Source organism: Klebsiella sp. C360 (genome assembly GCF_048822415.1).
GTDB lineage: Bacteria > Pseudomonadota > Gammaproteobacteria > Enterobacterales > Enterobacteriaceae > Klebsiella > Klebsiella quasipneumoniae.
Genome location: NZ_JBMEZZ010000006.1, coordinates 1 through 22,632, shown reverse-complemented (window position 1 = coordinate 22,632; position 22,632 = coordinate 1). Strand labels below are relative to the sequence as shown.

Genomic DNA, 22,632 nt, shown 5'->3' with positions numbered 1-22,632 from the left:
GATTACTCCTTTTCCTGCTGTTCAGGCTTCCAGCTACGCAGGGCCCAAATCAGTAAACCGATAATGAAGAACGCGCTCGGCGCCAGCAGGAACAGGCCGTTCGGCTGATACCAGCCGCCGTTCTGCACCGTCTCCAGCACCGTGATACCGAACAGCTTGCCGCTGCCGATAAGCTCGCGCAGGAAGCCGACGATAATCAGGATCGCGCCGTAGCCGAGACCGTTGCCGATACCGTCCATAAAGCTGGCCAGCGGCGGCGACTTCATGGCGTAAGCTTCAGCGCGCCCCATCACGATGCAGTTGGTGATGATAAGCCCGACGAATACCGACAGCTGCTTGGAAGTCTCATAGGCGAAAGCCCGCAGTAGCTGATCCACCACGATAACCAGCGAGGCGATGATCGCCATCTGCACGATGATGCGCACGCTGTTGGGAATGTGGTGGCGGATCATCGAGATAAACATGCTGGAGAACGCCGTCACCAGGGTCACCGCAATGGTCATCACGAAGGCGGTTTCCAGCTTAGTGGTGACCGCCAACGCGGAGCAGACGCCCAGTACCTGCAGGGCGATGGGGTTATTGGCGATGAGCGGCCCCACCAGCACGCGCTTCACCTCTTTCATCTCGCTCTGTTCAGCCATTGTTCAGCCCTCCTTCACGCACCTTTTTCAGGAACGGACCAAAGCCCAGTTCACCCATCCAGAAATCAAAGCTGTGCTGTACGCCATTTGACGTCAGCGTGGCGCCCGATAAGCCATCAACCGCATGCAGGTCACCAGCGCGCGCGCCGCCTTTGACCACTCTCAGCGCCGGCATGCCGTTGTCATCCAGCACCTGCTTGCCGACAAACTGCTGGCGCCAGTTCGGGTTCTCCACTTCGCCGCCCAGCCCCGGGGTCTCCCCCTGGTCATAGTAGGTAATGCCTTTCACCGTGCGGCCATCGACGTCCAGCGCCACGAAGGCGTACATCATCGACCACAGGCCATTGCCATAAATGGGCAACACCACCTGCTCAATCTTCTGCTGCGCGTCGCGCACCAGGTAGATTTCCGCCAGATTGCTGCGGCGTTTAATCCCCGCCGGATCCTGGCTGGCATCCAGCGCCATACTCTGCTGCGGATCCTTCAGCGCCTGGGCCTGATTGAATTTTGCCGGGTCTTTCTCCAGCAGCTCGCCTGTCGCCAGATTCACCAGTCGCGGCGAAATGCGCGCCGCGAAGGTGTCGGCGACCGCATCAGCATCCATGCCGGGCTGCATCAGGCCGGACACCGCCAGGATATTACGCTGCTTATCCAACGCCCGCTGCGCCTGCTGGCGGGATTTCAGCCCCACGGCCGAGCCCGCTACCACGATGGAGCAGACCAGACAAAGCACCAGCACCACCAGCAGCGTTTTGCCGATGCTATCGTTACTTTTCTTCTCAGCCACGCGACTTCCTCCGCTTAATATTGGCCTGCACCACCAGGTAATCGAACAGCGGTGCGAAGAGGTTGGCGAAGAGGATCGCCAGCATCATCCCTTCCGGATAAGCCGGGTTCACCACGCGGATCAGCACGCACATCACGCCGATCAGCACGCCGTAACTCCATTTTCCTTTATCGGTAAACGAGGCGGATACCGGGTCCGTCGCCATAAACATCATGCCGAAGGCGAAGCCGCCGAGTACCAGATGCCAGTACCATGGCATAGCGAACATCGGGTTGGTGTCGGAGCCGATAACGTTAAACAGGGTAGCGGTGGCGACCATGCCGATCATCACCCCGGCGACGATGCGCCAGGACGCGACGCGGCCAAAGAGGATGATCGCGCCGCCGATCAGGATCATTAGCGTGGAGACTTCGCCAATCGAGCCCGGAATATTGCCGAGGAAGGCGTCCATCCAGCTCACCGGGATGCCGGTAGCGACGTTAACCAGCGCTTCACCGCCGCCGCTGGCCCACTGGGAGAGCGGCGTAGCGCCGGAAAAACCGTCCGCCGCCGTCCACACCAGGTCGCCGGAGATTTGCGCCGGATAGGCGAAGAACAGGAACGCGCGCCCTGCCAGCGCCGGGTTGAGGAAGTTGCGCCCGGTACCGCCGAAAATCTCTTTAGCGATCACCACCCCGAAGGAGATCCCCAGCGCCGCCTGCCACAGCGGCAGCGTGGGCGGGACGATCAGCGCGAACAGAATCGAGGTGACAAAGAAGCCTTCGTTGATTTCATGCTTGCGCACGATAGCGAACAGCACTTCCCAGAAGCCGCCGACGATAAAGACGGTGATATAGATCGGCAGGAAAAAGACCGCCCCCAGGGTCATCATGCTCAGCCAGCCGGCGTCGGCGCTGAAGCTCACCCCTAACCACTGGGCGACGCTATAGTGCCAGTTGTTGGCGATCGCCTGCTGCAGTTGTTCGGCGCCGTAAAGCTTATGCAGCGCCGGTATGGTCTGCAGCCCGACGTTATACATCCCCCAGAACATCGCCGGAAAGACGGCAAACCACACGAGGATCATCAACCGCTTGAGGTCGATGGCGTCGCGCACATGCGCCGCGCCGCGGGTGACCTGGCCTGGTGTGTAGAAGATGGTCGCCGCCGCTTCATACAGCGGGTAATATTTTTCCAGCTTGCCGCCGTGCGTGAAATGCGGCTCAATTTTTTCAATCAGATGCTTTAAGCCCATCTCTTATCCTTCCTGCTCAATCCGGGTTAATACGCTGCGCAGCGCAGGGCCATATTCATACTTACCGGGGCAGACGTAGGTGCACAGCGCCAGATCTTCTTCATCCAGCTCCAGACAGCCCAGCGCCTGAGCGCTGTCAGTATCCCCGGCCAGCAGATCGCGCAGCAGTATGGTCGGCAGGATATCCAGCGGCATCACCCGCTCGTAGTTGCCGATCGGCACCATCGCCCGCTCGCCGCCGTGGGTATCGGTAGAGAAATGAAAGCGCTTGCGCCTGAAGAAATGGCCCAGCGTGGTGCGGGTAATCGAGAATTTCTCTTTGCCCGGCATCACCCAGCCGAAGAGCTCTTTTTCCCGCCCTTCTTTAACCACGCTCACCTGCAGATGGAAGCGCCCGAGGAAGGCGTGGGGGCCATGGGCGCGGGTGCCGCTGAGCACCGAGCCGGAAATGACCCGGTTTTCCCCCTCCTGCAACTCGCCTGCCAGCAGATCGTCCAGGCTGGCGCCCAGCGTCGTCTTGACCAGTCGCGGCGATATCACCTGCGGGCCGCCGAGCGCGATCACCCGTTCGCAGTAGAGCTCCCCGTCGAGGAAAAGCTTACCAATGGCGATCGCGTCCTGATAATTGAGGTGCCAGACCTGCTTATTCAGGCTCACCGGCTCGAGGAAATGAATATGCGTTCCCGGCAGCCCCGCCGGGTGCGGCCCGCTGAACTGGTTAAAACTGACCTGGCCGACAGGATGACCGCCGAGCTTGCCGCCGCTGGGCTGGCAGACGTGGACTTTCCCGTCGGTCAGACGCGTAAGCACGGTAAGGCCAGCGTCGAAAGCGGCCCGTTCGGCCAGAATAATCGGCTGCGGCTCCGCCGCCAGCGGATTGGTATCCATGGCGTTGACAAAGATGGCGGCCGGCACGCTGCCCGGGAGCGGCGTTTTACTGAATGGCCGTGTGCGCAGCGCGGTCCACTGGCCCGACGCCAGCAGCTGCTGCTGCACGGTGTCGCGCGGCAGTTCAGCCAGCGCGTCCGCGGCGTAACGCGTAAACGCCACCGCGTCATTGCCCTCGATATCAATCACCACCGACTGCAACACGCGCCGTTCACCGCGGTGGATCGCGCTGACGACCCCGCTCGCCGGGGCGGTAAAGCAGACGCCGGGGTTCTTTTTATCTTCGAACAGGATCTGACCTTTTTTGACCCGATCGCCTTCTTTGACCGCCATGGCGGGACGCATGCCGACGTACTCTTCGCCGAGTAGCGCGACGCGCTTCACCGCTGGCGCGGGAGAAATCTGCTGTAATGGCATGCCAGCTATGGGCAAATCCAGCCCTTTTGTGATTTTAATCATATCGTTAGCAGGTATCCGTAACCTCAACCCCGACGCAGGCCGGGGCCAGCTTATTGACAGAATGGCAGAGAAGAAAGGGCGAAACGGCGCCAGATGCGCTCAGGACGGAAGAGAAGCATCCTTTCTTACTCTGGTGATGAACCGGCGCAAGTGTAACATTTCGTGAGCGTCGGCTGTAGCGCGAGAGGCAATAAGTGCTTCTAAAATGCGAGCTATTGCGCAAAGTTCTCACTGTGTTTTCGTCGCTGGCGGGGTATAAAGTGAGGCGGAATTGTAAACGCCGCCACGTCGCCCTTGCGAAAAAATGCCGTGATGCTAATGTGAGCGCTCTAAATCCAGAAAACTCTGATTTCGGGTCTCTCTTGCCGTCCTGGCAATGTGGCTATTTTGTTTTATCAAGGAACAAGCAGTATGCGCAAAATCGCATTATTTATTGCGATGCTTCTGCTGCCGTGCATGTCATTTGCCGGGCTGCTCAGCAGCAACAGCCCGACGACGCCGGTTAGCAAAGAATATAAGCAGCAATTAATGGGTTCACCGGTTTACATTGAGATCTTTAAAGAAGAGCGCATGCTCGACCTTTACGTCAAAATGGGTGAGACCTACCAGCTCCTCGACAGCTATCGGATCTGCAACTACTCCGGAGGCCTGGGCCCGAAACAGCGCCAGGGCGATTTCAAGAGTCCGGAAGGGTTCTATAACGTCACCCGCAGCCAGCTCAAACCCGACAGCCGCTTCTATAAAGCGATCAATATCGGCTTCCCGAACGCCTACGATCGCGCCCATGGTTATGAAGGGAAATACCTGATGATCCACGGCGACTGCGTCTCTGTCGGCTGCTACGCTATGACCGACAGCGGGATCGATGAGATCTTCCAGTTCGTGACCGGCGCCTTAGTCTTCGGTCAGCCAAGCGTGCAGGTGAGTATCTATCCGTTCCGCATGACCAACGCCAATATGGAACGCCACAAATACTCCTACTATGCGGATTTCTGGAAACAGCTGAAGCCTGGCTATGATTATTTCCAGCAAACCCACAAACCGCCGGTCGTATCAGTGACCGACGGCCGCTATGTGGTGAGCAAGCCGCTCAGCCACGAGGTTGTCCAGCCGCAGCTGGCCTCAAACTATACGCTCCCCGAGACAAAATAACGCCCACTCGCCTGGCATGATCTTATGCCAGGTCTCATTGGCCGTCAGCGGCTGCGTGGCGATAACCGTGACCACATCGTTGGGTGTGGTCTCGCGTTGAAAGTCGATCTCCACATCCTGGTCCAGCAGTTTTGCCACGCCGAACGGCGCCCGCCGGGTGATCCAGTGCAGGTTGGTCGAGCAGAACGCCATCACATAGCGTCCGTCCGACAGCAGCATGTTGAACACCCCTTTCTCACGCAGTTCCCCCGCCAGGGTGGCGATATACTTAAATACTCCCAGCATATTGCCCGGCGTACGCGGGTAGCGCTCGGTTAAGCGGTGCAGCAGCCAGCAGAAGGCCTTTTCACTGTCGGTTTCACCTACCGGGTGGAAATTGCCGGTTTTCAGCGATTTATAGCCTTTGAGCTGCCCGTTGTGCGCGTAGGTCCAGTTACGCCCCCACAGCTCGCGGGTGAACGGATGCGTATTCTCCAGGGCCACCATCCCGCGATTGGCCTGGCGGATATGCGCGACGACGGAACAGGACTTAATGGGGTAATCCTGGACCAGTTTCGCGATCGGCGACTGAAAGCTCGGCTGCGGATCTTTGAATGTGCGACAGCCTTTGCCTTCATAGAAGGTGATGCCCCAGCCGTCTTTATGCGGCCCCGTCCCGCCTCCGCGCTGTACCAGCCCGGTAAAGCTAAAACAGATATCTGTTGGCACATTGGCGCTCATCCCGAGCAGTTCGCACATAGATCACCTCACCATCACAAATCACGACGGCGCCGAAGCGAGGCCGCCGTCAACAGTACACACTCACCTGCCTGTTAGCCTTTCGCCATCTCTTTTTCGATCAGCATAATCAGGATATGGATCACTTTGATGTGGATCTCCTGAATGCGGTCGGCGTAGCCAAAGTGCGGCACGCGAATTTCCACATCGGCGCTACCGGCCATTTTACCGCCGTCCTTACCGGTCAGGGTGATCACTTTCATCCCCTGCGCCCGCGCGGCCTCAATGGCCTTGATTACGTTGCCGGAGTTGCCGGAGGTGGAGATGCCGAGCAGCACATCGCCCGCGCGGCCGACGGATTCAACGTAGCGGGAGAAGACATACTCATAGCCAAAATCATTGCTCACGCAGGAGAGATGGCTGACGTCGGAGATCGCAATGGCCGGATATCCCGGGCGGTTTTCGCGATAACGTCCGGTCAGTTCTTCCGCAAAATGCATCGCATCGCAATGGGAACCGCCGTTGCCGCAGGACAGCACTTTACCACCCGCCTTAAAGCTATCCGCCAGCAGGACAGCGGCACGCTGGATAGCATGGATATTGGCTTCGTCCTGCAGAAAGTTAGCCAGCGTTTCCGCGGCTTCGTTCAGTTCGTTACGAATAAGATCCTGGTACATGAGGATAATCCTTCAGTATGAGTGGAATAACCCTGGCAGTGTACCGGATAGCCGCCGAAGCGAGAAGCAGCAGGCTGCGTTATCCCCCGCCCTTTTGATTTTATGTGCCGCTTTTGCATACAACAATGTGAGCAAGGTTGTAATTATTTTGTAAACACATTGCTAAATAAAAAGGCATGCACTACAACCAATACATCACAAGTGGTCAGACCTCCTACAAGCACAGGGAGCATTTCTCTATGATGATTTTGAGTATTGTTGCAACCGTTGTTTTACTCGGTGCGCTCTTCTATCACCGGGTCAGCCTGCTGCTCAGCAGCGTGATCTTGCTCGCCTGGACCGCAGCGCTCGGCGCGGCCGGTCTGTGGAATATCTGGCTGCTGCTGCCGCTGGCGATCATTCTGTTGCCGTTTAACTTTGCGCCTATGCGTAAATCCATGATTTCCGCACCGGCGTTTCGCGCCTTCCGCAAGGTCATGCCGCCGATGTCGCGTACCGAAAAGGAAGCCATCGACGCCGGGACCACCTGGTGGGAGGGGGATCTGTTTCGCGGTAATCCTGACTGGCATAAGCTGCATAACTATCCGCAGCCGCGTCTGACCGCCGAAGAGCAAGCCTTCCTCGACGGCCCGGTGGAAGAAGCCTGCCGGATGGCCAACGACTTCGCCATCACCCACGAAATGGCCGATCTGCCGCCGGAGCTGTGGGCGTATCTGAAAGAACACCGCTTCTTCGCGATGATCATCAAGAAAGAGTATGGCGGGCTTGAATTCTCCGCTTATGCCCAGTCGCGGGTGCTGCAGAAGCTCTCTGGCGTCTCCGGCATTCTGGCGATCACCGTCGGCGTCCCGAACTCACTGGGCCCGGGCGAGCTGCTGCAGCATTACGGTACTGAAGAGCAGAAAAACCATTACCTGCCGCGTCTGGCGCGCGGGCTGGAGATCCCCTGCTTCGCACTCACCAGCCCGGAAGCGGGCTCCGACGCCGGCGCCATCCCGGATACCGGCGTGGTCTGCATGGGCGACTGGCAGGGCCAGCAGGTGCTGGGTATGCGCCTGACATGGAACAAACGCTACATTACGCTGGCGCCTATCGCCACCGTGCTGGGACTGGCCTTTAAACTTTCTGACCCGGATCGTCTGCTGGGCGGGGAAGAAGAGCTGGGCATCACCTGCGCGCTGATCCCGACCTCCACCCCGGGCGTGGAAATTGGCCGTCGCCACTTCCCGCTTAACGTCCCGTTCCAGAACGGCCCAACCCGCGGCAAAGATATCTTCGTGCCGATCGATTACATCATCGGTGGGCCGGGGATGGCCGGTCAGGGCTGGCGCATGCTGGTTGAATGTCTGTCGGTGGGCCGCGGTATTACACTGCCGTCCAACTCCACCGGCGGCCTGAAATCGGTGGCTATGGCGACCGGGGCTTACGCCCATATTCGCCGCCAGTTCAAAATCTCGATCGGTAAAATGGAAGGCATTGAAGAGGCGCTGGCGCGCATTGCCGGTAATGCTTATGTGATGGATGCTGCGGCCTCGCTGATTACCTACGGCATTATGCTCGGCGAGAAACCGGCGGTGCTCTCCGCGATCGTGAAATATCATTGCACCCACCGCGGCCAGCGCTCCATTATCGACGCAATGGATATTACCGGCGGGAAAGGCATTATGCTGGGCAAAGGCAACTTCCTCGCCCGGGCATATCAGGGCGCGCCTATCGCCATCACCGTGGAAGGTGCGAACATTCTGACCCGTAGCATGATGATCTTCGGTCAGGGTGCGATTCGCTGCCATCCGTACGTGCTGGAGGAGATGGCAGCCGCGCAGAACAACGACCTGAACGCCTATGACAAGCTGCTGTTCAAACATATCGGCCATGTCGGCAGTAACAAAGTACGGAGTTTCTGGTTGGGCCTGACCGGCGGACGCACCAGCAGCGCGCCGACCCGCGACGTCACCCGCCGCTACTATCAGCAAATGAACCGTCTGAGCGCTAACCTGGCGCTGCTGTCAGACGTCTCGATGGCGGTGCTGGGGGGCAGTCTCAAGCGTCGCGAACGTATCTCTGCGCGTCTGGGGGATGTGTTAAGCCAGCTGTACCTGGCCTCGGCGGTGCTGAAACGCTATGACGATGAAGGACGCAATGAAGCCGATCTGCCGCTGGTTCACTGGGGGGTGCAGGATGCGCTGCATCAGGCCGAGCAGGCCATCGACGATCTGCTGAAAAACTTCCCCAACCGTCTGGTGGCTGGCGCAATGCGCCTGGTCATCTTCCCGACCGGTCGTCATCATCATGCGCCGTCGGATAAGCTGGACCATAAAGTCGCTAAAATTCTGCAGGTGCCCAGCGCCACCCGCTCCCGCATCGGTCGCGGTCAGTACCTGACGCCGAGCGAGCATAACCCGGTCGGCCTGCTGGAAGAGGCGCTGCTGGAAGTGATGGCGGCCGATCCTATCCACCAGCGTATCTGCAAAGAGTTGGGTAAAAATCTGCCGTTCACCCGTCTCGACGAACTGGCCGCCCATGCCCTGGCGAAAGGCTTAATCAGTCAGGATGAAGCCGCCATTTTGACCCGAGCAGAGCACAGTCGCTTGCGCAGCATTAACGTTGACGACTTTGCGCCAGAGGAGCTGGCAACCCAGCCGGTAAAGCTGCCGGAAAAAGTTCGCAACGTTGAAGCCGCATAATAAAACAACAACCACATCACACGCCGGGCGGGGAATTTTCCCCGCCTTTTTTTCGTCTCTCCTTCCCCCGCCGTTCCTGTTAGTAGCATTTTTTTAACAAAATATTCCGCGGACCGCCGCGAGGCTGATAAGGTGTTACAGTTAACCTAACCCCCTCATGAGAATGGAGTTGACCATTGTGCCTGGCCTGAAAATTACGCTGTTGCAACAACCGCTGGTCTGGATGGACGGCCCTGCTAACCTGCGCCATTTTGATCGCCAACTGGAAGGGATTGTCGGGCGCGATATCATTGTTTTACCTGAGATGTTTACCACCGGCTTTGCGATGGAAGCGGCAAAACAGTCTTTACCCGAGGCCGAGGTGGTGGCGTGGATGCATGCCAGGGCGGCGCAAACCCAGGCGCTGATCGCCGGCAGCGCGGCGCTGCAAACTGAGCGCGGGGCCGTTAACCGCTTCCTGCTGGTCAAGCCTGACGGCACGGTCCATCATTATGATAAACGCCACCTGTTTCGTATGGCGGATGAACACCATCACTATGAGGCCGGAGACAAGCGCGTGGTCTTTGAATGGCGAGGATGGCGGATCCTGCCGCTGGTCTGTTATGACCTGCGCTTTCCGGTATGGTCGCGTAACCTTAACGACTATGATTTGGCGCTGTATGTGGCGAACTGGCCGGCGCCGCGCTCGCTGCACTGGCAGTCGCTGCTGGTCGCCCGCGCGATTGAGAACCAGGCCTACGTCGCCGGCTGTAACCGGGTCGGCACCGACGGCAACGGCCATCATTACCGCGGTGATAGCCGGATTATCAGTCCCCAGGGGGAGATTGTCGCCACCGCCGACCCGCATCAGGCCACTCGTCTTGACGCCGAACTGTCGCTGAGCGCCCTCCAGGAATATCGTGAAAAATTCCCCGCCTGGCGCGATGCCGATCCTTTTACTCTGGATTAATCCCCCTCCGCTTTCTTCCCCCTTCTGCGGGAAAAGAAAGCGGAATTTCCTCTTGCCGCACCCAGCAGAATATTTACAAGGCGCCCTTCATTTCTGTTCTACACTCATTAAACGGCCCACAACCAAACGGGCGGAGATCATTTTCAATTAACTTCTGTGTTGTAAATCATGACTTTTCTGTTGCCAGCTTGTTTTGGTGAACCCGGCTGAGCGTTGGCGTATGCATATTTTATGAGCGTAATAGAAAATGGATAATAATAATCTTCAGTTAATAGAAAAACGGCTGGTCACCCGCTTTCTCGATATGTTTATTCGGTTCGGGCTTATTCTGGCGCTGGCCTCATTCTGTTTTACCGTCTTTTCGCCCTTCGTCAATATGATGCTCTGGGCATTGATTCTGGCCGTGGCGCTCTATCCTTTACATCAATATTTTGCCGGACTTTTCGCCGGTAAACAGGGGCTGGCGTCGGTGGTGCTGGTGCTGTTAGGTATTTTACTGATTATTATCCCCACGGTGCTGATGATCACCTCGCTGGCGGAAAGCGCCAGCGCCATGATAGACAAGATGGGCAGCCAGAGCTTTACCATTCCCCCGCCCTCCTCGCGCATTGCCGCGTTACCGATCATTGGCGAACGGCTTAGCGCCCTGTGGATGAGAGCTTCCGTCGATCTGCCAGGATTGCTCAGTAATTACCGCTCGCAAATCGGCGACATTGCCAAACAGTTTCTCAGCATATTAGCCAGCATGGGCGGCGGGCTGATTGGCTTTATTATTTCGTTTATCGTCTCGGGAATTATGATGGCCTGGGGCGCAGCGGGCGCCATCAGCGCCCAGCGTATTGCCATCCGTATTACCGATGAAAATAAAGGCGTGACCCTCACCCGCCTGTGCACCAGCACCATCCGCGCGGTCGCCCAGGGCGTCATCGGGGTGGCATTGATCCAGGCGCTGCTGGTCGGCGTGATCATGCTGATGGCCAGCATCCCCGCCGTCGGGATCTTCTTTATACTTGCTCTGATCCTCGGCATTGCACAGGTGCCGGTGATCCTGGTGACGGCCCCGGCCATCGCGCTGATGTGGAGTCTCGGCACCCACAGTACCGGAATGGATATCTTCTACACTGTCCTGCTGATCGTCGCCGGTATGGCCGATAACGTCCTCAAACCACTGCTGCTGGGGCGCGGAGTCGATGCGCCAATGCCGGTAGTGCTGCTGGGCGCCCTCGGCGGAATGGCCTCTAACGGCATTCTCGGTATGTTTCTCGGCGCCACCCTGCTGGCCATCGGTTATCGGATCTTCATGACCTGGGTAAATGAAGGGCAACCCGCCCTGGCGCAGGATAAATAACCTCAAGGGAGCGTTACGCTCCCTTAATTCATTCCATAAACATTCGTACCGCGCACCAGACCAACAGCAGCGCCAGCAGCAGATTTAACCCTCTTCCATGGCGTTCGAACACCGGCTGAAACAGCTGACCGGTCAGCGCCCAGCAAAGATTGCCGGCAACGCCTATTACTGATAGCAACAGGCTTATCATCACCAGCCAGAATGGCTCGCGAGTCACCGGCAGAACAAAGGTCGACAGGGCCGTGATGCCGTACAGGATAATTTTTACATTCACAAACTGCAGCCCCAGGCTGGCCCAGAAGCTGACAGGCCGCTCCTCCTGCCCACCGCTGGCCGGGTCGCTGCGGGCAATATGCCAGGCCAGCCACAGGATATACCCCGCGCCGACCCAGCGTAGCAGGGAGGTTATCCCCTCATCCAGGGTAACGAGAGTGAACGTCAGCCCGGCACAAATCAGCATGATGATCACAAACCCCAGGCTCATGCCGGCCAGAACCCGCATGCTCCGTCGAAAGCCGTGCGCGGTGACGCTGCTCAGCGCCAGAATATTATTCGGCCCGGGCGTCAGAGCGGTGATCAGGGTGTAAGTTAAAAAGGCGCTAATCAGGGTAGGTGTCACGTGTTTTCTCCTCTTGACTGGCAGACAGTACCCGAAGCTGATAATTTAAAAAAATGAATGTTTTTTCATTCTGAATTCGAGAATGTCGATATAAAGAGGAAATATGGATCTGCGACGCTTTATCACCTTCAAAACGGTTGTCGAAGAAGGATCCTTTCTGCGCGCCTCGCAGAAACTGTGCTGCACCCAGTCCACCGTAACCTTTCATATCCAGCAGCTTGAGCAGGAGCTTGCCATCCCGCTGTTTGAGAAAATTGGCCGACGAATGTGTCTCACCGCCGCGGGTAAAAATGTCCTGCCGCACGTCTACGATCTGACCAAAGTGATGGCGTCGATTCGCCAGGCGGCGCGCCAGGACGATGAACCCGGCGGCGAACTTCGCGTCGCCACTGGTGAAACCCTGCTGGCGTACAAAATGCCGCCGGTGCTGCAGCGTTTTAAGCAACGCGCCCCGAAGGTCCGCCTGTCACTGCAGTCGCTCAATTGCTACAGCATCCGTGATGCGCTGCTCGCTGACGAAGTCGACCTGGGGGTGTTTTACCGGGTTGGCAACGATGATGCGCTCACCATGATGGAACTTGGCCCGCAGCCGCTGGCGCTGGTCGCGTCAGTCGATCAGGCGCCGGTCGACTTCCTGCGCCCGCGGCAGCATATCCCATTGAGCTTTATCATCAACGAACCCCAGTGCGTGTTCCGGCAGATTTTTGAAAGTACCCTGCGCCAGCGCGGCATTACCATGGAGAACACCATCGAACTGTGGAGTATTGAAAGCATCAAGCAGTGCGTGGCGGGCAATCTGGGGGTGAGTTTTCTGCCGCGCTTTGCGGTAGAGGAGGAACTCAAACGCGGGACGCTGGTCGAGCTGCCGTTCAGCGAGACGCCGCTGACGATCCATGCGCTCTGCGCCCATCACGCCGGGAAAGCAATCAGTCCGGCGATGCGGGTATTCATGCAGTGTATGCAGGAGGAACAAGAGGCGCGCTGAAATTCGGCGACGAAAACGACGAAAGCCTGAATCATTGCTGATTCAGGCTTTCTGAATAGTGGCGGAACGGACGGGACTCGAACCCGCGACCCCCTGCGTGACAGGCAGGTATTCTAACCGACTGAACTACCGCTCCGCGTTGTTGTTCCGTTGGGAACGAGGCGAATATTACGGATTCCCCTCTACCCCGTCAACGCTTTTTCTACCGTTTTGAATCGTTTGCTGCAAAAATCGCCCAACCGCCTACTTTTAATCCATTTTAGTGGTTATCAGGCACGCCACAGGCAGCTTCCGCCTTTCTTTTGTACCAGATCGAGGCGGGATTCATGGTTCACCAGCTCTTCATCAGAGGCATAAACCACCCGTAACTGACTGGCGGCGCGAACGACGCGCTGAATCCCCATCTCGCCTGCCTGCTGCTGGCTTTCGCCTTCCATAGAGAACGCCATCGACGTCTGGCCGCCGGTCATCATCAGATAGACATCGGCAAGGATCTGGGCATCGAGCAGTGCCCCGTGCAGCGTACGCTTGCTGTTGTCTATTTCGTAGCGCGAACATAGCGCATCCAGACTGTTGCGCTTGCCGGGAAACATTTTCCGCGCCAGCGCCAGACTGTCGGTGATTTTACAGAAGGTCTCGGTTTTTCCAATGCCGCGGTTCAGCTTACCGAACTCATAATCCATAAAACCGATATCGAACGAGGCGTTATGGATCACCAGCTCCGCGCCGCGGATGTAATCCATAAATTCATCGGCCACGTCGGCAAAGGTGGGTTTATCCAGCAGGAATTCGTCGGCGATCCCGTGCACGCCGAACGCCTCCGGATCCACCAGCCGATCGGGCTTGAGATAGACGTGGAAATTGTTACCGGTCAGGCGGCGGTTGATCACCTCCACGGCGCCGATCTCAATGATCTTGTGTCCTTCGTAGTGCGCCCCGATCTGGTTCATACCGGTGGTTTCGGTATCGAGAACAATCTGGCGCGTAATTGCAGTGCTCATCGCGGTCATTTATGTCAGACTTATCGTTTACAAATCGATTTCAATTACAGGAAGTCTACCAGAGATGCTCAAACAGGTAGAAATTTTCACCGACGGCTCTTGCCTGGGAAATCCAGGACCCGGCGGTTACGGCGCCATCATGCGCTACCGCCAGCACGAAAAAACCTTTAGCGCCGGCTACCGTCTGACCACCAATAACCGCATGGAACTGATGGCGGCGATCGTCGCCCTCGAAGCGTTAAAAGAGCATTGCGAGGTGGTGCTCAGCACCGACAGCCAGTATGTCCGCCAGGGGATCACCCAGTGGATCCACAACTGGAAAAAGCGCGGCTGGAAAACGGCAGAGAAAAAACCGGTAAAGAATGTCGACCTCTGGCAGAGGCTGGACGCCGCGCTTGGCCAGCATAAGATCAAATGGGAGTGGGTGAAGGGCCACGCCGGCCATCCAGAAAACGAACGCTGCGACGAGCTGGCCCGCGCGGCGGCCTCCCATCCCACTCAGGACGACATCGGCTACCAGCCTGAGAGCTAATTCTGCCCCTTGCGCCACTGCCGGGTGGCGCCGACTGCCGGCCGTAGCTGGGTTTTCGCTTTCCCTGACTTCATCGGATTAAGGGTGAGCGGAATAGTCCGTTTGCGGGCGACAATTAATTGCAAACAGCCCAGCGCTGGCAGATGGGTGCTCAGCAGTTTGCCGCCATGCCGCGACCAGGGTAAAACCTGATAACGCCCATAATGCAGCACTTCAAAGTTGAGCAGCGACAGCCAGTCCAGCTGGCGCATCAACGTAAACATACGGCTGTTGTACGGCGTGCCTTTGCGCAGCACCGGCACCAGTTTACGCAATCCCATCAGGCTCACCGGATTAAACCCGGTCAGGATCATCCAGCCATCATCGATCAGGACGCGATCGGCCTCCCGCAGCAGGCGATGCGGATCGCTGCACCACGGCAGGGTATGCGCCAGCAGGCAGGCGTCGACGGACTTTTCGGCAAAGGGCAAATGCAGCGGGTCGGCCCGGACCTGCATTGGGTTTCCCGCCAGCGAGACATTCACCTGGTGCGAGATGGCGCAAGCTTCGGTATTGATTTCCGCGCTCAGATTGCCAATCTTAAGCAGATGAAAGCCATATAATTTAGCCAGCCATGGCTTCATCTGCTGCTCCAGCGTTTCGCGATAGTATTCGCCCCACGGCATACTGGACCAATGCTCAGGCGCTGTCACTGTATGAGGTATCCTTGCCGGCTTCATTGCCACCTTCCGCTACGCTTTAGAGGTAATTTATGAATCTTATCAGTATTCCCGCGTTTCAGGACAACTACATCTGGGTTCTCACTGAGAATCACGGCCGCTGCATCATCGTTGACCCGGGCGAGGCCGCGCCGGTTCTGGCGGCAATCGAAGAAAACCAGTGGCAGCCCGAGGCCATTTTACTGACCCATCACCATCAGGATCACGTCGGCGGCGTAAAACAATTACGTGAAAAATTCCCCTCTCTGGTGGTTTACGGGCCGGCAGAAACCCAGGATAAGGGGGTTACTCAGGTAGTAGACGATGGCGATCGGCTGTCAATTCTCGGGGTCGATTTTTCCATTTTCTCCACGCCAGGTCACACATTAGGACATATCTGTTACTACAGCGAACCTTATCTGTTTTGCGGCGACACGATGTTCTCCGGCGGCTGCGGAAGGCTGTTCGAAGGCACTGCAGAGCAAATGTATCAATCATTTATGAAGATTAACGCCCTTCCTGAAGAAACCCTTATATGTTGCGCACATGAATATACGTTAGCGAATATGAAGTTTGCGTTGAGTATCCTGCCTGATGATAGGGACATAAACGATTACTATCATAAAGTTAATGAGTTACGTGCAAAAAAACAAAAGACACTACCCGTAATTCTGAAAAACGAGCGGCGTATAAATTTATTTTTACGGGTAAATGATATTGATTTAATTGACAAAATTAACAAAGAAACAAAATTGCAACACTCTGTGGCGCGATTTGCGTGGTTAAGGTCAAAGAAAGACGAATTCTGATATTTAATTCTTGTCATCGGCTAACTTCGCCGTTATCCTTGGTCGTCTTTTAAGCAACTATTGACACACACATGAAGGCACGAGCGATATTATTCGCCTCTGTCCTGCTGGTGGGGTGCCAGGCGTCTAAGCACGATGGCACCGTCGAACAGCGAGCACAGAGCCTTTCTGCGGCTGGTCAAGGGGAAGCAGGCAAGTTCACAAGTCAAGCGCGCTGGTTAGATGATGGAACCTTCTACGCGCAAGACCAGGATCTGTGGACTTCCATAGGCGACGAGCTAAAGATGGGAATACCGGATAACCCCCGGATTCGCGAGCAAAAACAGAAGTACTTAAGAAATAAGAGCTATCTCCACGATGTAACTTTACGGGCAGAGCCGTATATGTACTGGATAGCCGGGCAGGTTAAGAAACGTAACATGCCAATGGAACTGGTATTACTACCCATAGTGGAGAGCGCTTTTGACCCACACGCGACGTCTGGCGCCAATGCCGCAGGCATCTGGCAGATCATTCCGAGCACAGGGCGCAATTATGGTTTAAAACAGACCCGCAGTTACGATGCGCGTCGTGACGTTGTCGCATCGACTACCGCGGCGCTGGACATGATGCAACGTCTGAACAAAATGTTCGACGGCGACTGGTTGTTAACGGTTGCGGCATATAACAGCGGCGAAGGTCGGGTCATGAAGGCAGTGAAAGCGAACCGTTCGCGTGGCAAACCCACCGATTTCTGGTCGCTGTCTCTGCCGCATGAAACGAAAGTCTACGTACCGAAAATGCTGGCATTGAGCGACATCCTCAAAAACAGCAAACGTTACGGCGTGAAGTTGCCTACGGCTGATGAAAGCCGTGCGCTGGCGCGCGTTCGCCTCGACAGTCCGGTTGATATTTCTCAGCTCGCGGATATGGCCGGTATGCCGGTCAGCAAGCTGAAGACCTTCAACGCCGGCGTAAAGGGGTCAACGCTGGGCGCTAGCGGGCCAAAGTACGTCATGGTGCCGCAGAAACACGCAGCCCAGCTGCGTGAATCGCTGGCCTCCGGCGACATTGCCGCCGTACAGCCGACGCAGCTCGCGGATAATACGCCGCTGACCAGCCGAAGCTATAAGGTGCGTTCCGGCGATACCATTTCCGGGATTGCTTCCCGTCTCGGCGTCACGACCCGCGATCTGCAGCAGTGGAATAACCTGCGCGGCTCTGGATTGAAGGTTGGACAGAACCTGGTTATCGGCGCCGGCAGCAGCGCGCAGCGTCTGGCGAATAACAGCGATAGCATCACCTATCGCGTTCGCAAAGGTGATTCGCTGTCGAGCATCGCCAAACGTCATGGCGTTAATATTCGCGACGTCATGCGCTGGAACAGCGATACCGACAATCTGCGGCCTGGCGATCAGCTAACGCTGTTTGTGAAAAACAGCGATCGACCAGAGTCCTGATACGTCAGGGTTCGATAAAAAGGCACCGACTTCCCCCGGTGCCTTTTTTGTTGTCCGTATTAAACCGCTTTATGCGCTTCAAACATGATGGTATCGCTGGTAAAGGAACCATCCTGCTGTAACTCAAAGTAGGCTTTCACCTCCGCCGAGGCGCTCTGCTGGTATAAACGAATCGCCTCCACCAGCGGCTCAGGGGTACGCATCCGCGCCACCCACGAACTGAACTCCAGCGGCAGGCGATCGGTCAACAGCTGATTAATCACCAGCCCCGCCTCCGTCGCCAGCGTCAGCCACTCGCCGCAGGAATAATTACGCACGTGCGAGGTATCGCGCAAGGCTTCCACCGTCTGCAGCCAGACATCACGCACCACATGGCCCGGCGACATCACGTCCATCACGATCATCACCCCACCCGGCTTGAGGACACGTTTCACCTCGCGCAGCGCCTGGCCAACGTCATGCCAGTGATGAGCAGAATAGCGGCTGATAACGATATCAAAGCTGGCATCAGCGAACGGCAGCGTTTCGGCATACCCCTGCTGGGTCACGATATTGCTAAAACCTTTCTCCTTTGCCGCGGCGGCAACGACCTCCAGCATCTGGCTCGATAAATCATAGGCGGTCACCTCGGCAACCTGTCCCGCCGCGGTAAAGCTGGCGTGCCCTGCCCCGCAGCCCATATCCAGCACTTTCGCCTGAGGAAAATCAGCCAGTCGTTCCGCCAGCCGCTGCAGATCGCGACCAGAGGCGTGCACGGCGCTGGTCAGATAGGCGCTGGCCTGGGAGCCGAACTGCTTTTCGACGTTGTCATGGTGAGAGCGTGTTGTCATGTTGTCTTGTCCTTACGGTTTTTTGAGTAATAAAAGGCAGCACCATGCATGCGCAGGCCTGCCCCATGGCAGGCCTGACCAACCTTAAATTAATCAGGCTTGCCGGGACTGAATTCGACTAGTAGCGGGTTGTGGTCGGAGGCGCGGGTTACCAGCACGGAAGCATCGTGCACGCTTAACCCACGGTAGAACACAAAATCGAGCGGGCGACCAAACGCGCGGCGGCGCTGATCGTCCGGGAAACGAACTTCACGCAGCGACATCTCGCGTGCAAAGCGGTACAGGGCGTTCATCCGCGGGCGGCTCCAGGCATTGAAGTCGCCGGCCATGATCACCGGCCCGCTGTGATGGGCGATCTGATCGCCAATCGGCAGCAGCTGTTTGCTGTAGACGTCGACGCCAAGGCTGAAGTTAACGGCATGGATATTGACCACCATTAACAGCCGCGCATCGGGCAGCGGATAGACAGTCACTAATGCTGATTTAGGCAGACGCAAAATAGGTTCACGTTCGCGCAATGGGCAGCAATAGATAGGATGGGCGGAAGCCAGCGTCATCACGCCGGAAGGATGCTGCGGCAGCACCAGCGCAGGCACCTGATCGGCGGCCAGATAGTTGGTGGTCGCGAACCTGACCAGCTCCGGCGTCGTCTGCGCCTCCTGCAACAGGACTAAGTGCGCGTCTTTGCCAAAATTCTTAAGGACCGACTGCCACTCTGCGCGCTGCTGTTTGAAGATATTCCACACCAGCACGCGGATTTTCTCATCGCTGCTTAACGGCGTGCCGGCGGGATAAACCGGACTCACGCCCGCAAACGCCCCCGGAGGCAATATTCTCTCCGCAGGTTGTCCGGCGACATAGCGCATGGCGTAGGTGTTCTTTCGCAATTTGGGCATTAATCCTCGATAACAGAAACCAGCCCGACGACGACTGGTTATTCTGTTATAGGGATTTTCCCATACACTTTCAATGCAAATTGCGAGAAACCCTTAGCCTTCGGGAGAAAGCGCTGCCGAACGGCGTGGCAATTTATCTAAACGTCCGCTCAGGGCCACCAACAGCAAAGCGACCAGCACAATCACCGCGCCAATCCACGGCGTCTGCGCCAGACCGTACCGCTCGACCGTCTGTCCACCGACGATCGACCCCAGCGCGATGCCGACGTTGAAGGCGGCAATATTCAGGCCAGATGCGATGTCGACAGCCCCGGGGGTGTACTGCTCTGCTTTTTGCACCACGTACACCTGCAGGCCCGGCACGTTGCCGAAGGCGAAAACGCCCATCACCAGCACCGTTGCCAGCGCGGCATAGTGAATGCTGGCGGTCAGCTGGAACACCAGCAGCAGCACAACCAGCGCGGCGAAGATAAACTTCAGCGCGGAGACGGCGCCATGCCTATCGGCCAGTTTGCCGCCCCATACGTTGCCAATAGCCACCGAGACGCCATAGCCCAGCAGGATCCAGCTCACGGCTGACGGGCTGAAGCCGGCCAGCTCCTGCATCATCGGCGCAAGGAAGGTAAAGGCGGTAAACACGCCGCCATAGCCCAGCGCGGTAATGGCATAGATCATCAGCAGGCGCGGATGGGTTAAGACTTTCAGCTGATCGCGCAGGCTGGCGCTGGCGCGGCCCGGGATATTATTCGGCACCAGAATCAGACTGCTGATAAGCGCAATCACCCCCAGAATCGATACCGCGAGGAACGTTTCCCGCCAGCCAAAATGCTGACCGATGAAAGTCCCGAATGGCACCCCGGTTACCAGCGCGACCGTCAGGCCGCCGAACATAATGGCGATAGCCGAGGCTGCTTTCTCTTTTGCCACCAGGCTGGTGGCGATTGTCGAGCCAATAGAGAAGAACACGCCGTGTGCCAGACCGGTCAGCAGGCGCGCCAGGATCAGCGTTTCATAGCCCGGGGCCTGCCAGGCCAGCACATTACCCGCCGTAAACAGGACCATCAACGCCAGCAGCAGCTGTTTACGCGGCATACGCCCCGTTAACGCCGTCAGCACCGGAGCGCCGATCGCCACGCCCAGCGCGTAGATAGAAACCAGCAGGCCTGCCGACGGCAGCGAAATAGAGAGTTGTTGGGCAATCGTCGGGACCAGGCCGACAATCACGAATTCAGTGGTGCCAATTGCGAAGGCACCGATGGTTAAGGCAAATAGCGCCAGTGGCATAATTTACTCCGTAGCATCAGGATTAAGATGACACGTAGTATGAAGGGTTGTATAAATAACAAAAACTATCAAAGTATCAATAGAATTTTGCTACAGGTGCAATAATGAGAGCCACATCCGAGGAGATCGCCATCTTTGTGGCGGTAGTGGAAAGCGGGAGTTTCAGCCGGGCGGCCGAACAGCTTGGTCAGGCCAACTCTGCCGTCAGCCGGGCAGTCAAAAAGCTCGAGTCCAAGCTTGGTGTTAGCCTGCTCAATCGGACCACCCGTCAGCTCAGTCTGACAGAGGAAGGCGAGCGCTATTTTCGCCGGATGCAGGTGGTATTGCAGGAGATGGCGGCGGCAGAAAACGACCTGCTGGAAACGCGCACGACGCCGCGGGGCCTGCTGCGGGTGGATGCCGCGACGCCGGTGATGCTGCATTTTCTCATGCCGCTGGTGAAGCCATTTCGCGAGCGTTACCCGGAAATGACGCTGTCGCTCGTGTCGTCAGAAACATTTATTAATCTGATTGAACGAAAAGTGGATGTGGCTATTCGGGCCGGAACCTTAACCGATTCCAGCCTGCGCGCCCGACCGCTGTTCACCAGCTATCGGAAGATCGTCGCCTCGCCAGAGTATGTTTCGCGCTACGGCGTGCCGCAGCATCCGTCAGATCTTAAACAACATCAATGTCTGGGCTTCACTGAACCCGTCTCTCTGAACACCTGGCCGGTATCCTGTTGCGATGGTCAGTTGTTAGAGATTGAGGCGGCGGTATCATCGAACAGTGGGGAAACGCTCAAGCAACTGTGTCTGACCGGGAACGGTATTGCCTGCCTGTCGGATTATATGGTGGATAAAGAGATAGCCAGTGGGGAGTTTGTTGAACTACTGGCCGACAAACGTTTGCCGGTGGAGATGCCCTTCAGCGCGGTGTACTACAGCGATAGAGCCGTCAGCACACGTATCAGGGCGTTTATTGATTTTCTGAGCGAATACGTAAAACAGCTCCCGAAGGAGCTGTCGTAGTACCCTCTGATGGGCATACCGGAAGCAGGAGATTAATCCCACTGCGGCGCCAGACCTTCCGGGCTCACCAGCCGATCGTTGCAATCCAGTGCGGCGATCGCCTGGCGATCGTCATCATCCAGCTTCAGATCCAGCGCTTTCAGGTTGCTGGCCAGGTTCTCACGCTTCGTCGAGGATGGGATCACCGCGTACCCCTCGCCCATCGCCCATGCCAGGATAACCTGCGCCGGAGTCGCATTATGTTTCGCCGCGATACGGGCAATCACCTCATCTTTCAGCGCCTTACCGTAGGCCAGGGTCATGTAGGAGGTGATATGGATACCGTGCTCACGCGCCCAATCGACGACTTTACGGTTTTGCAAATACGGCGAAAGCTCAATCTGATTGGTAGCAATGTTTTCAGCGCCAACGGCGGCAATCGCACGCTCCATCAGTGGAATAGTGAAGTTGGAGATACCGATCTGACGGGTCAGGCCGAGCGCCTTCGCTTCCATCAGAGCAGCCATAAACTCTTCAACAGCCACCGCATCGTTCGGTGACGGCCAGTGGATCAGCGTCAGATCAACATAGTCAGTGCGTAGCTTCTGCAGGCTCTCTTGCAGGCTGGCGATCAGCTTGTCTTTGCTCAGGTTTTCGATCCAGATTTTGGTTGTGATGAACAGCTCATCACGCGGCACGCCGCTCTCAGCGAGAGCCTGACCCACCGCGGCTTCGTTGTCGTAGATTTGCGCGGTGTCGATAGTACGATAGCCCAGCTCCAGCGCGGTTTTTACGGATGCGATAACAACATCATCTTTCAGACGGAAGGTGCCAAGACCAAATGCAGGGATTGCCATGTTTTTCCTCGTTATTTGTTCATTTCGGTTAACGAGTGAAATTATGGCTGATGGTGTGGAGGGGAAAAAGAGCGATTAATGCAGAGGATTTTTGCTGATTTAGCAATAATCGGAAACAGATCAAACAAAAAAGCCCTGAGCAGATGCTCAGGGCTCTTAT

22 protein-coding genes and 1 tRNA gene are annotated in these 22,632 nt (G+C 56.9%); 9 read left to right on the top strand and 14 right to left on the bottom strand.

Annotation, left to right across the window (positions count from 1 at the left end; translation table 11 throughout):
- Positions 1-2: 2 nt before the first annotated feature.
- Genes ACOI7D_RS16795 through ACOI7D_RS16780 form a run of 4 tightly spaced genes read right to left on the bottom strand, consistent with a single transcriptional unit; the run spans position 3 to position 4,006 of the window.
- On the bottom strand, positions 3-641 hold the full coding sequence (locus tag ACOI7D_RS16795) for an NADH:ubiquinone reductase (Na(+)-transporting) subunit D (RefSeq protein ID WP_023288507.1): 639 nt from the start codon (positions 639-641) through the stop codon (positions 3-5).
- Positions 634-1,428: a Na(+)-translocating NADH-quinone reductase subunit C gene (locus tag ACOI7D_RS16790; protein WP_032453038.1), complete on the bottom strand. Its 795-nt coding sequence runs from the start codon at positions 1,426-1,428 to the stop codon at positions 634-636. The genes ACOI7D_RS16795 and ACOI7D_RS16790 overlap by 8 nt, the downstream gene beginning before the upstream one ends.
- Positions 1,421-2,659, bottom strand: a complete 1,239-nt coding sequence (locus ACOI7D_RS16785) for an NADH:ubiquinone reductase (Na(+)-transporting) subunit B (RefSeq protein ID WP_023288505.1) — start codon at positions 2,657-2,659, stop codon at positions 1,421-1,423. Before ACOI7D_RS16785 ends, ACOI7D_RS16790 begins: the two co-directional genes overlap by 8 nt.
- Positions 2,660-2,662: 3 nt before the next feature.
- On the bottom strand, positions 2,663-4,006 hold the full coding sequence (locus ACOI7D_RS16780; protein ID WP_032453036.1) for a Na(+)-translocating NADH-quinone reductase subunit A: 1,344 nt from the start codon (positions 4,004-4,006) through the stop codon (positions 2,663-2,665).
- Between the two features lie 411 nt (positions 4,007-4,417).
- Here ACOI7D_RS16780 and dpaA point away from each other — a divergent pair, with 411 nt between their 5' ends.
- The gene (gene dpaA / locus ACOI7D_RS16775) at positions 4,418-5,158 is read left to right on the top strand and encodes a peptidoglycan meso-diaminopimelic acid protein amidase (RefSeq protein WP_023288503.1); all 741 of its coding nucleotides are present in this window, start codon (positions 4,418-4,420) and stop codon (positions 5,156-5,158) included.
- Here the strand turns inward: dpaA and ACOI7D_RS16770 are convergent.
- Together ACOI7D_RS16770 and lpcA are read right to left on the bottom strand one after the other, a co-directional pair.
- On the bottom strand, positions 5,129-5,896 hold the full coding sequence (locus tag ACOI7D_RS16770) for a class II glutamine amidotransferase (protein ID WP_004204630.1): 768 nt from the start codon (positions 5,894-5,896) through the stop codon (positions 5,129-5,131). The two genes, dpaA and ACOI7D_RS16770, sit on opposite strands and share 30 nt — an antisense overlap.
- Positions 5,897-5,970: 74 nt before the next feature.
- Positions 5,971-6,552, bottom strand: a complete 582-nt coding sequence (lpcA, locus tag ACOI7D_RS16765) for a D-sedoheptulose 7-phosphate isomerase (protein ID WP_004145825.1) — start codon at positions 6,550-6,552, stop codon at positions 5,971-5,973.
- A gap of 239 nt (positions 6,553-6,791) precedes the next feature.
- On the opposite strand from lpcA, the gene fadE reads away from it, so the two are divergent.
- The 3 genes from fadE (at position 6,792) to ACOI7D_RS16750 (ending at position 11,533) form a co-directional block, all read left to right on the top strand.
- The gene (gene fadE / locus ACOI7D_RS16760) at positions 6,792-9,236 is read left to right on the top strand and encodes an acyl-CoA dehydrogenase FadE (protein WP_109546637.1); all 2,445 of its coding nucleotides are present in this window, start codon (positions 6,792-6,794) and stop codon (positions 9,234-9,236) included.
- A 178-nt stretch (positions 9,237-9,414) separates the two neighbouring features.
- Positions 9,415-10,185 (top strand): amidohydrolase, encoded by a 771-nt coding sequence (locus ACOI7D_RS16755; RefSeq protein ID WP_109547567.1) that lies wholly within the window; start codon positions 9,415-9,417, stop codon positions 10,183-10,185.
- Between the two features lie 247 nt (positions 10,186-10,432).
- A complete protein-coding gene (locus tag ACOI7D_RS16750; RefSeq protein ID WP_109546638.1) occupies positions 10,433-11,533 on the top strand; it encodes an AI-2E family transporter in 1,101 nt (366 codons plus the stop codon).
- A 28-nt stretch (positions 11,534-11,561) separates the two neighbouring features.
- On the opposite strand, the gene eamB is transcribed toward ACOI7D_RS16750, so the two are convergent.
- Positions 11,562-12,152 carry a cysteine/O-acetylserine transporter gene (eamB, locus tag ACOI7D_RS16745; protein WP_109546639.1) on the bottom strand — a complete coding sequence of 197 codons (591 nt, stop codon included), beginning with the start codon at positions 12,150-12,152 and terminating at the stop codon, positions 11,562-11,564.
- Positions 12,153-12,255: 103 nt separating this feature from the next.
- Between eamB and ACOI7D_RS16740 the strand changes: the two genes are divergently transcribed.
- Complete coding sequence (locus ACOI7D_RS16740) at positions 12,256-13,137, top strand: LysR family transcriptional regulator (RefSeq protein WP_012968890.1); 882 nt, start codon at positions 12,256-12,258, stop codon at positions 13,135-13,137.
- Positions 13,138-13,196: 59 nt separating this feature from the next.
- On the opposite strand, the gene ACOI7D_RS16735 is transcribed toward ACOI7D_RS16740, so the two are convergent.
- Both ACOI7D_RS16735 and dnaQ read right to left on the bottom strand, forming a co-directional pair.
- Positions 13,197-13,273, bottom strand: a tRNA-Asp gene (locus tag ACOI7D_RS16735).
- Between the two features lie 133 nt (positions 13,274-13,406).
- Positions 13,407-14,138, bottom strand: a complete 732-nt coding sequence (gene dnaQ, locus ACOI7D_RS16730) for a DNA polymerase III subunit epsilon (RefSeq protein ID WP_004204621.1) — start codon at positions 14,136-14,138, stop codon at positions 13,407-13,409.
- Positions 14,139-14,202: 64 nt separating this feature from the next.
- On the opposite strand from dnaQ, the gene rnhA reads away from it, so the two are divergent.
- Positions 14,203-14,670 (top strand): ribonuclease HI, encoded by a 468-nt coding sequence (gene rnhA / locus ACOI7D_RS16725; RefSeq protein ID WP_004204620.1) that lies wholly within the window; start codon positions 14,203-14,205, stop codon positions 14,668-14,670.
- Here the strand turns inward: rnhA and ACOI7D_RS16720 are convergent.
- Complete coding sequence (locus ACOI7D_RS16720) at positions 14,667-15,389, bottom strand: class I SAM-dependent methyltransferase (RefSeq protein WP_004204619.1); 723 nt, start codon at positions 15,387-15,389, stop codon at positions 14,667-14,669. The two genes, rnhA and ACOI7D_RS16720, sit on opposite strands and share 4 nt — an antisense overlap.
- 32 nt (positions 15,390-15,421) lie before the next feature.
- Here ACOI7D_RS16720 and gloB point away from each other — a divergent pair, with 32 nt between their 5' ends.
- The gene (gene gloB, locus ACOI7D_RS16715) at positions 15,422-16,177 is read left to right on the top strand and encodes a hydroxyacylglutathione hydrolase (RefSeq protein ID WP_086076313.1); all 756 of its coding nucleotides are present in this window, start codon (positions 15,422-15,424) and stop codon (positions 16,175-16,177) included.
- Between the two features lie 71 nt (positions 16,178-16,248).
- The gene (gene mltD / locus ACOI7D_RS16710) at positions 16,249-17,616 is read left to right on the top strand and encodes a murein transglycosylase D (RefSeq protein WP_032453033.1); all 1,368 of its coding nucleotides are present in this window, start codon (positions 16,249-16,251) and stop codon (positions 17,614-17,616) included.
- Positions 17,617-17,675: 59 nt separating this feature from the next.
- Here mltD and ACOI7D_RS16705 read toward each other — a convergent pair whose 3' ends face one another.
- The 3 genes from ACOI7D_RS16705 to ACOI7D_RS16695 all read right to left on the bottom strand — a co-directional run bounded on the left by ACOI7D_RS16705 (position 17,676) and on the right by ACOI7D_RS16695 (position 20,626).
- Positions 17,676-18,446, bottom strand: coding sequence for a class I SAM-dependent methyltransferase (locus tag ACOI7D_RS16705; protein ID WP_050533133.1), 771 nt, complete (start codon positions 18,444-18,446; stop codon positions 17,676-17,678).
- 89 nt (positions 18,447-18,535) lie between these two features.
- Positions 18,536-19,333 carry an endonuclease/exonuclease/phosphatase family protein gene (locus ACOI7D_RS16700; RefSeq protein ID WP_072096514.1) on the bottom strand — a complete coding sequence of 266 codons (798 nt, stop codon included), beginning with the start codon at positions 19,331-19,333 and terminating at the stop codon, positions 18,536-18,538.
- A 102-nt stretch (positions 19,334-19,435) separates the two neighbouring features.
- Positions 19,436-20,626 (bottom strand): MFS transporter, encoded by a 1,191-nt coding sequence (locus ACOI7D_RS16695; protein WP_023288495.1) that lies wholly within the window; start codon positions 20,624-20,626, stop codon positions 19,436-19,438.
- 104 nt (positions 20,627-20,730) lie between these two features.
- On the opposite strand from ACOI7D_RS16695, the gene yafC reads away from it, so the two are divergent.
- On the top strand, positions 20,731-21,636 hold the full coding sequence (gene yafC, locus ACOI7D_RS16690) for a DNA-binding transcriptional regulator YafC (RefSeq protein ID WP_032453031.1): 906 nt from the start codon (positions 20,731-20,733) through the stop codon (positions 21,634-21,636).
- Between the two features lie 32 nt (positions 21,637-21,668).
- Here the strand turns inward: yafC and dkgB are convergent, their stop codons facing one another.
- Complete coding sequence (gene dkgB, locus ACOI7D_RS16685) at positions 21,669-22,472, bottom strand: 2,5-didehydrogluconate reductase DkgB (RefSeq protein WP_060591669.1); 804 nt, start codon at positions 22,470-22,472, stop codon at positions 21,669-21,671.
- Positions 22,473-22,632: the final 160 nt, after the last annotated feature.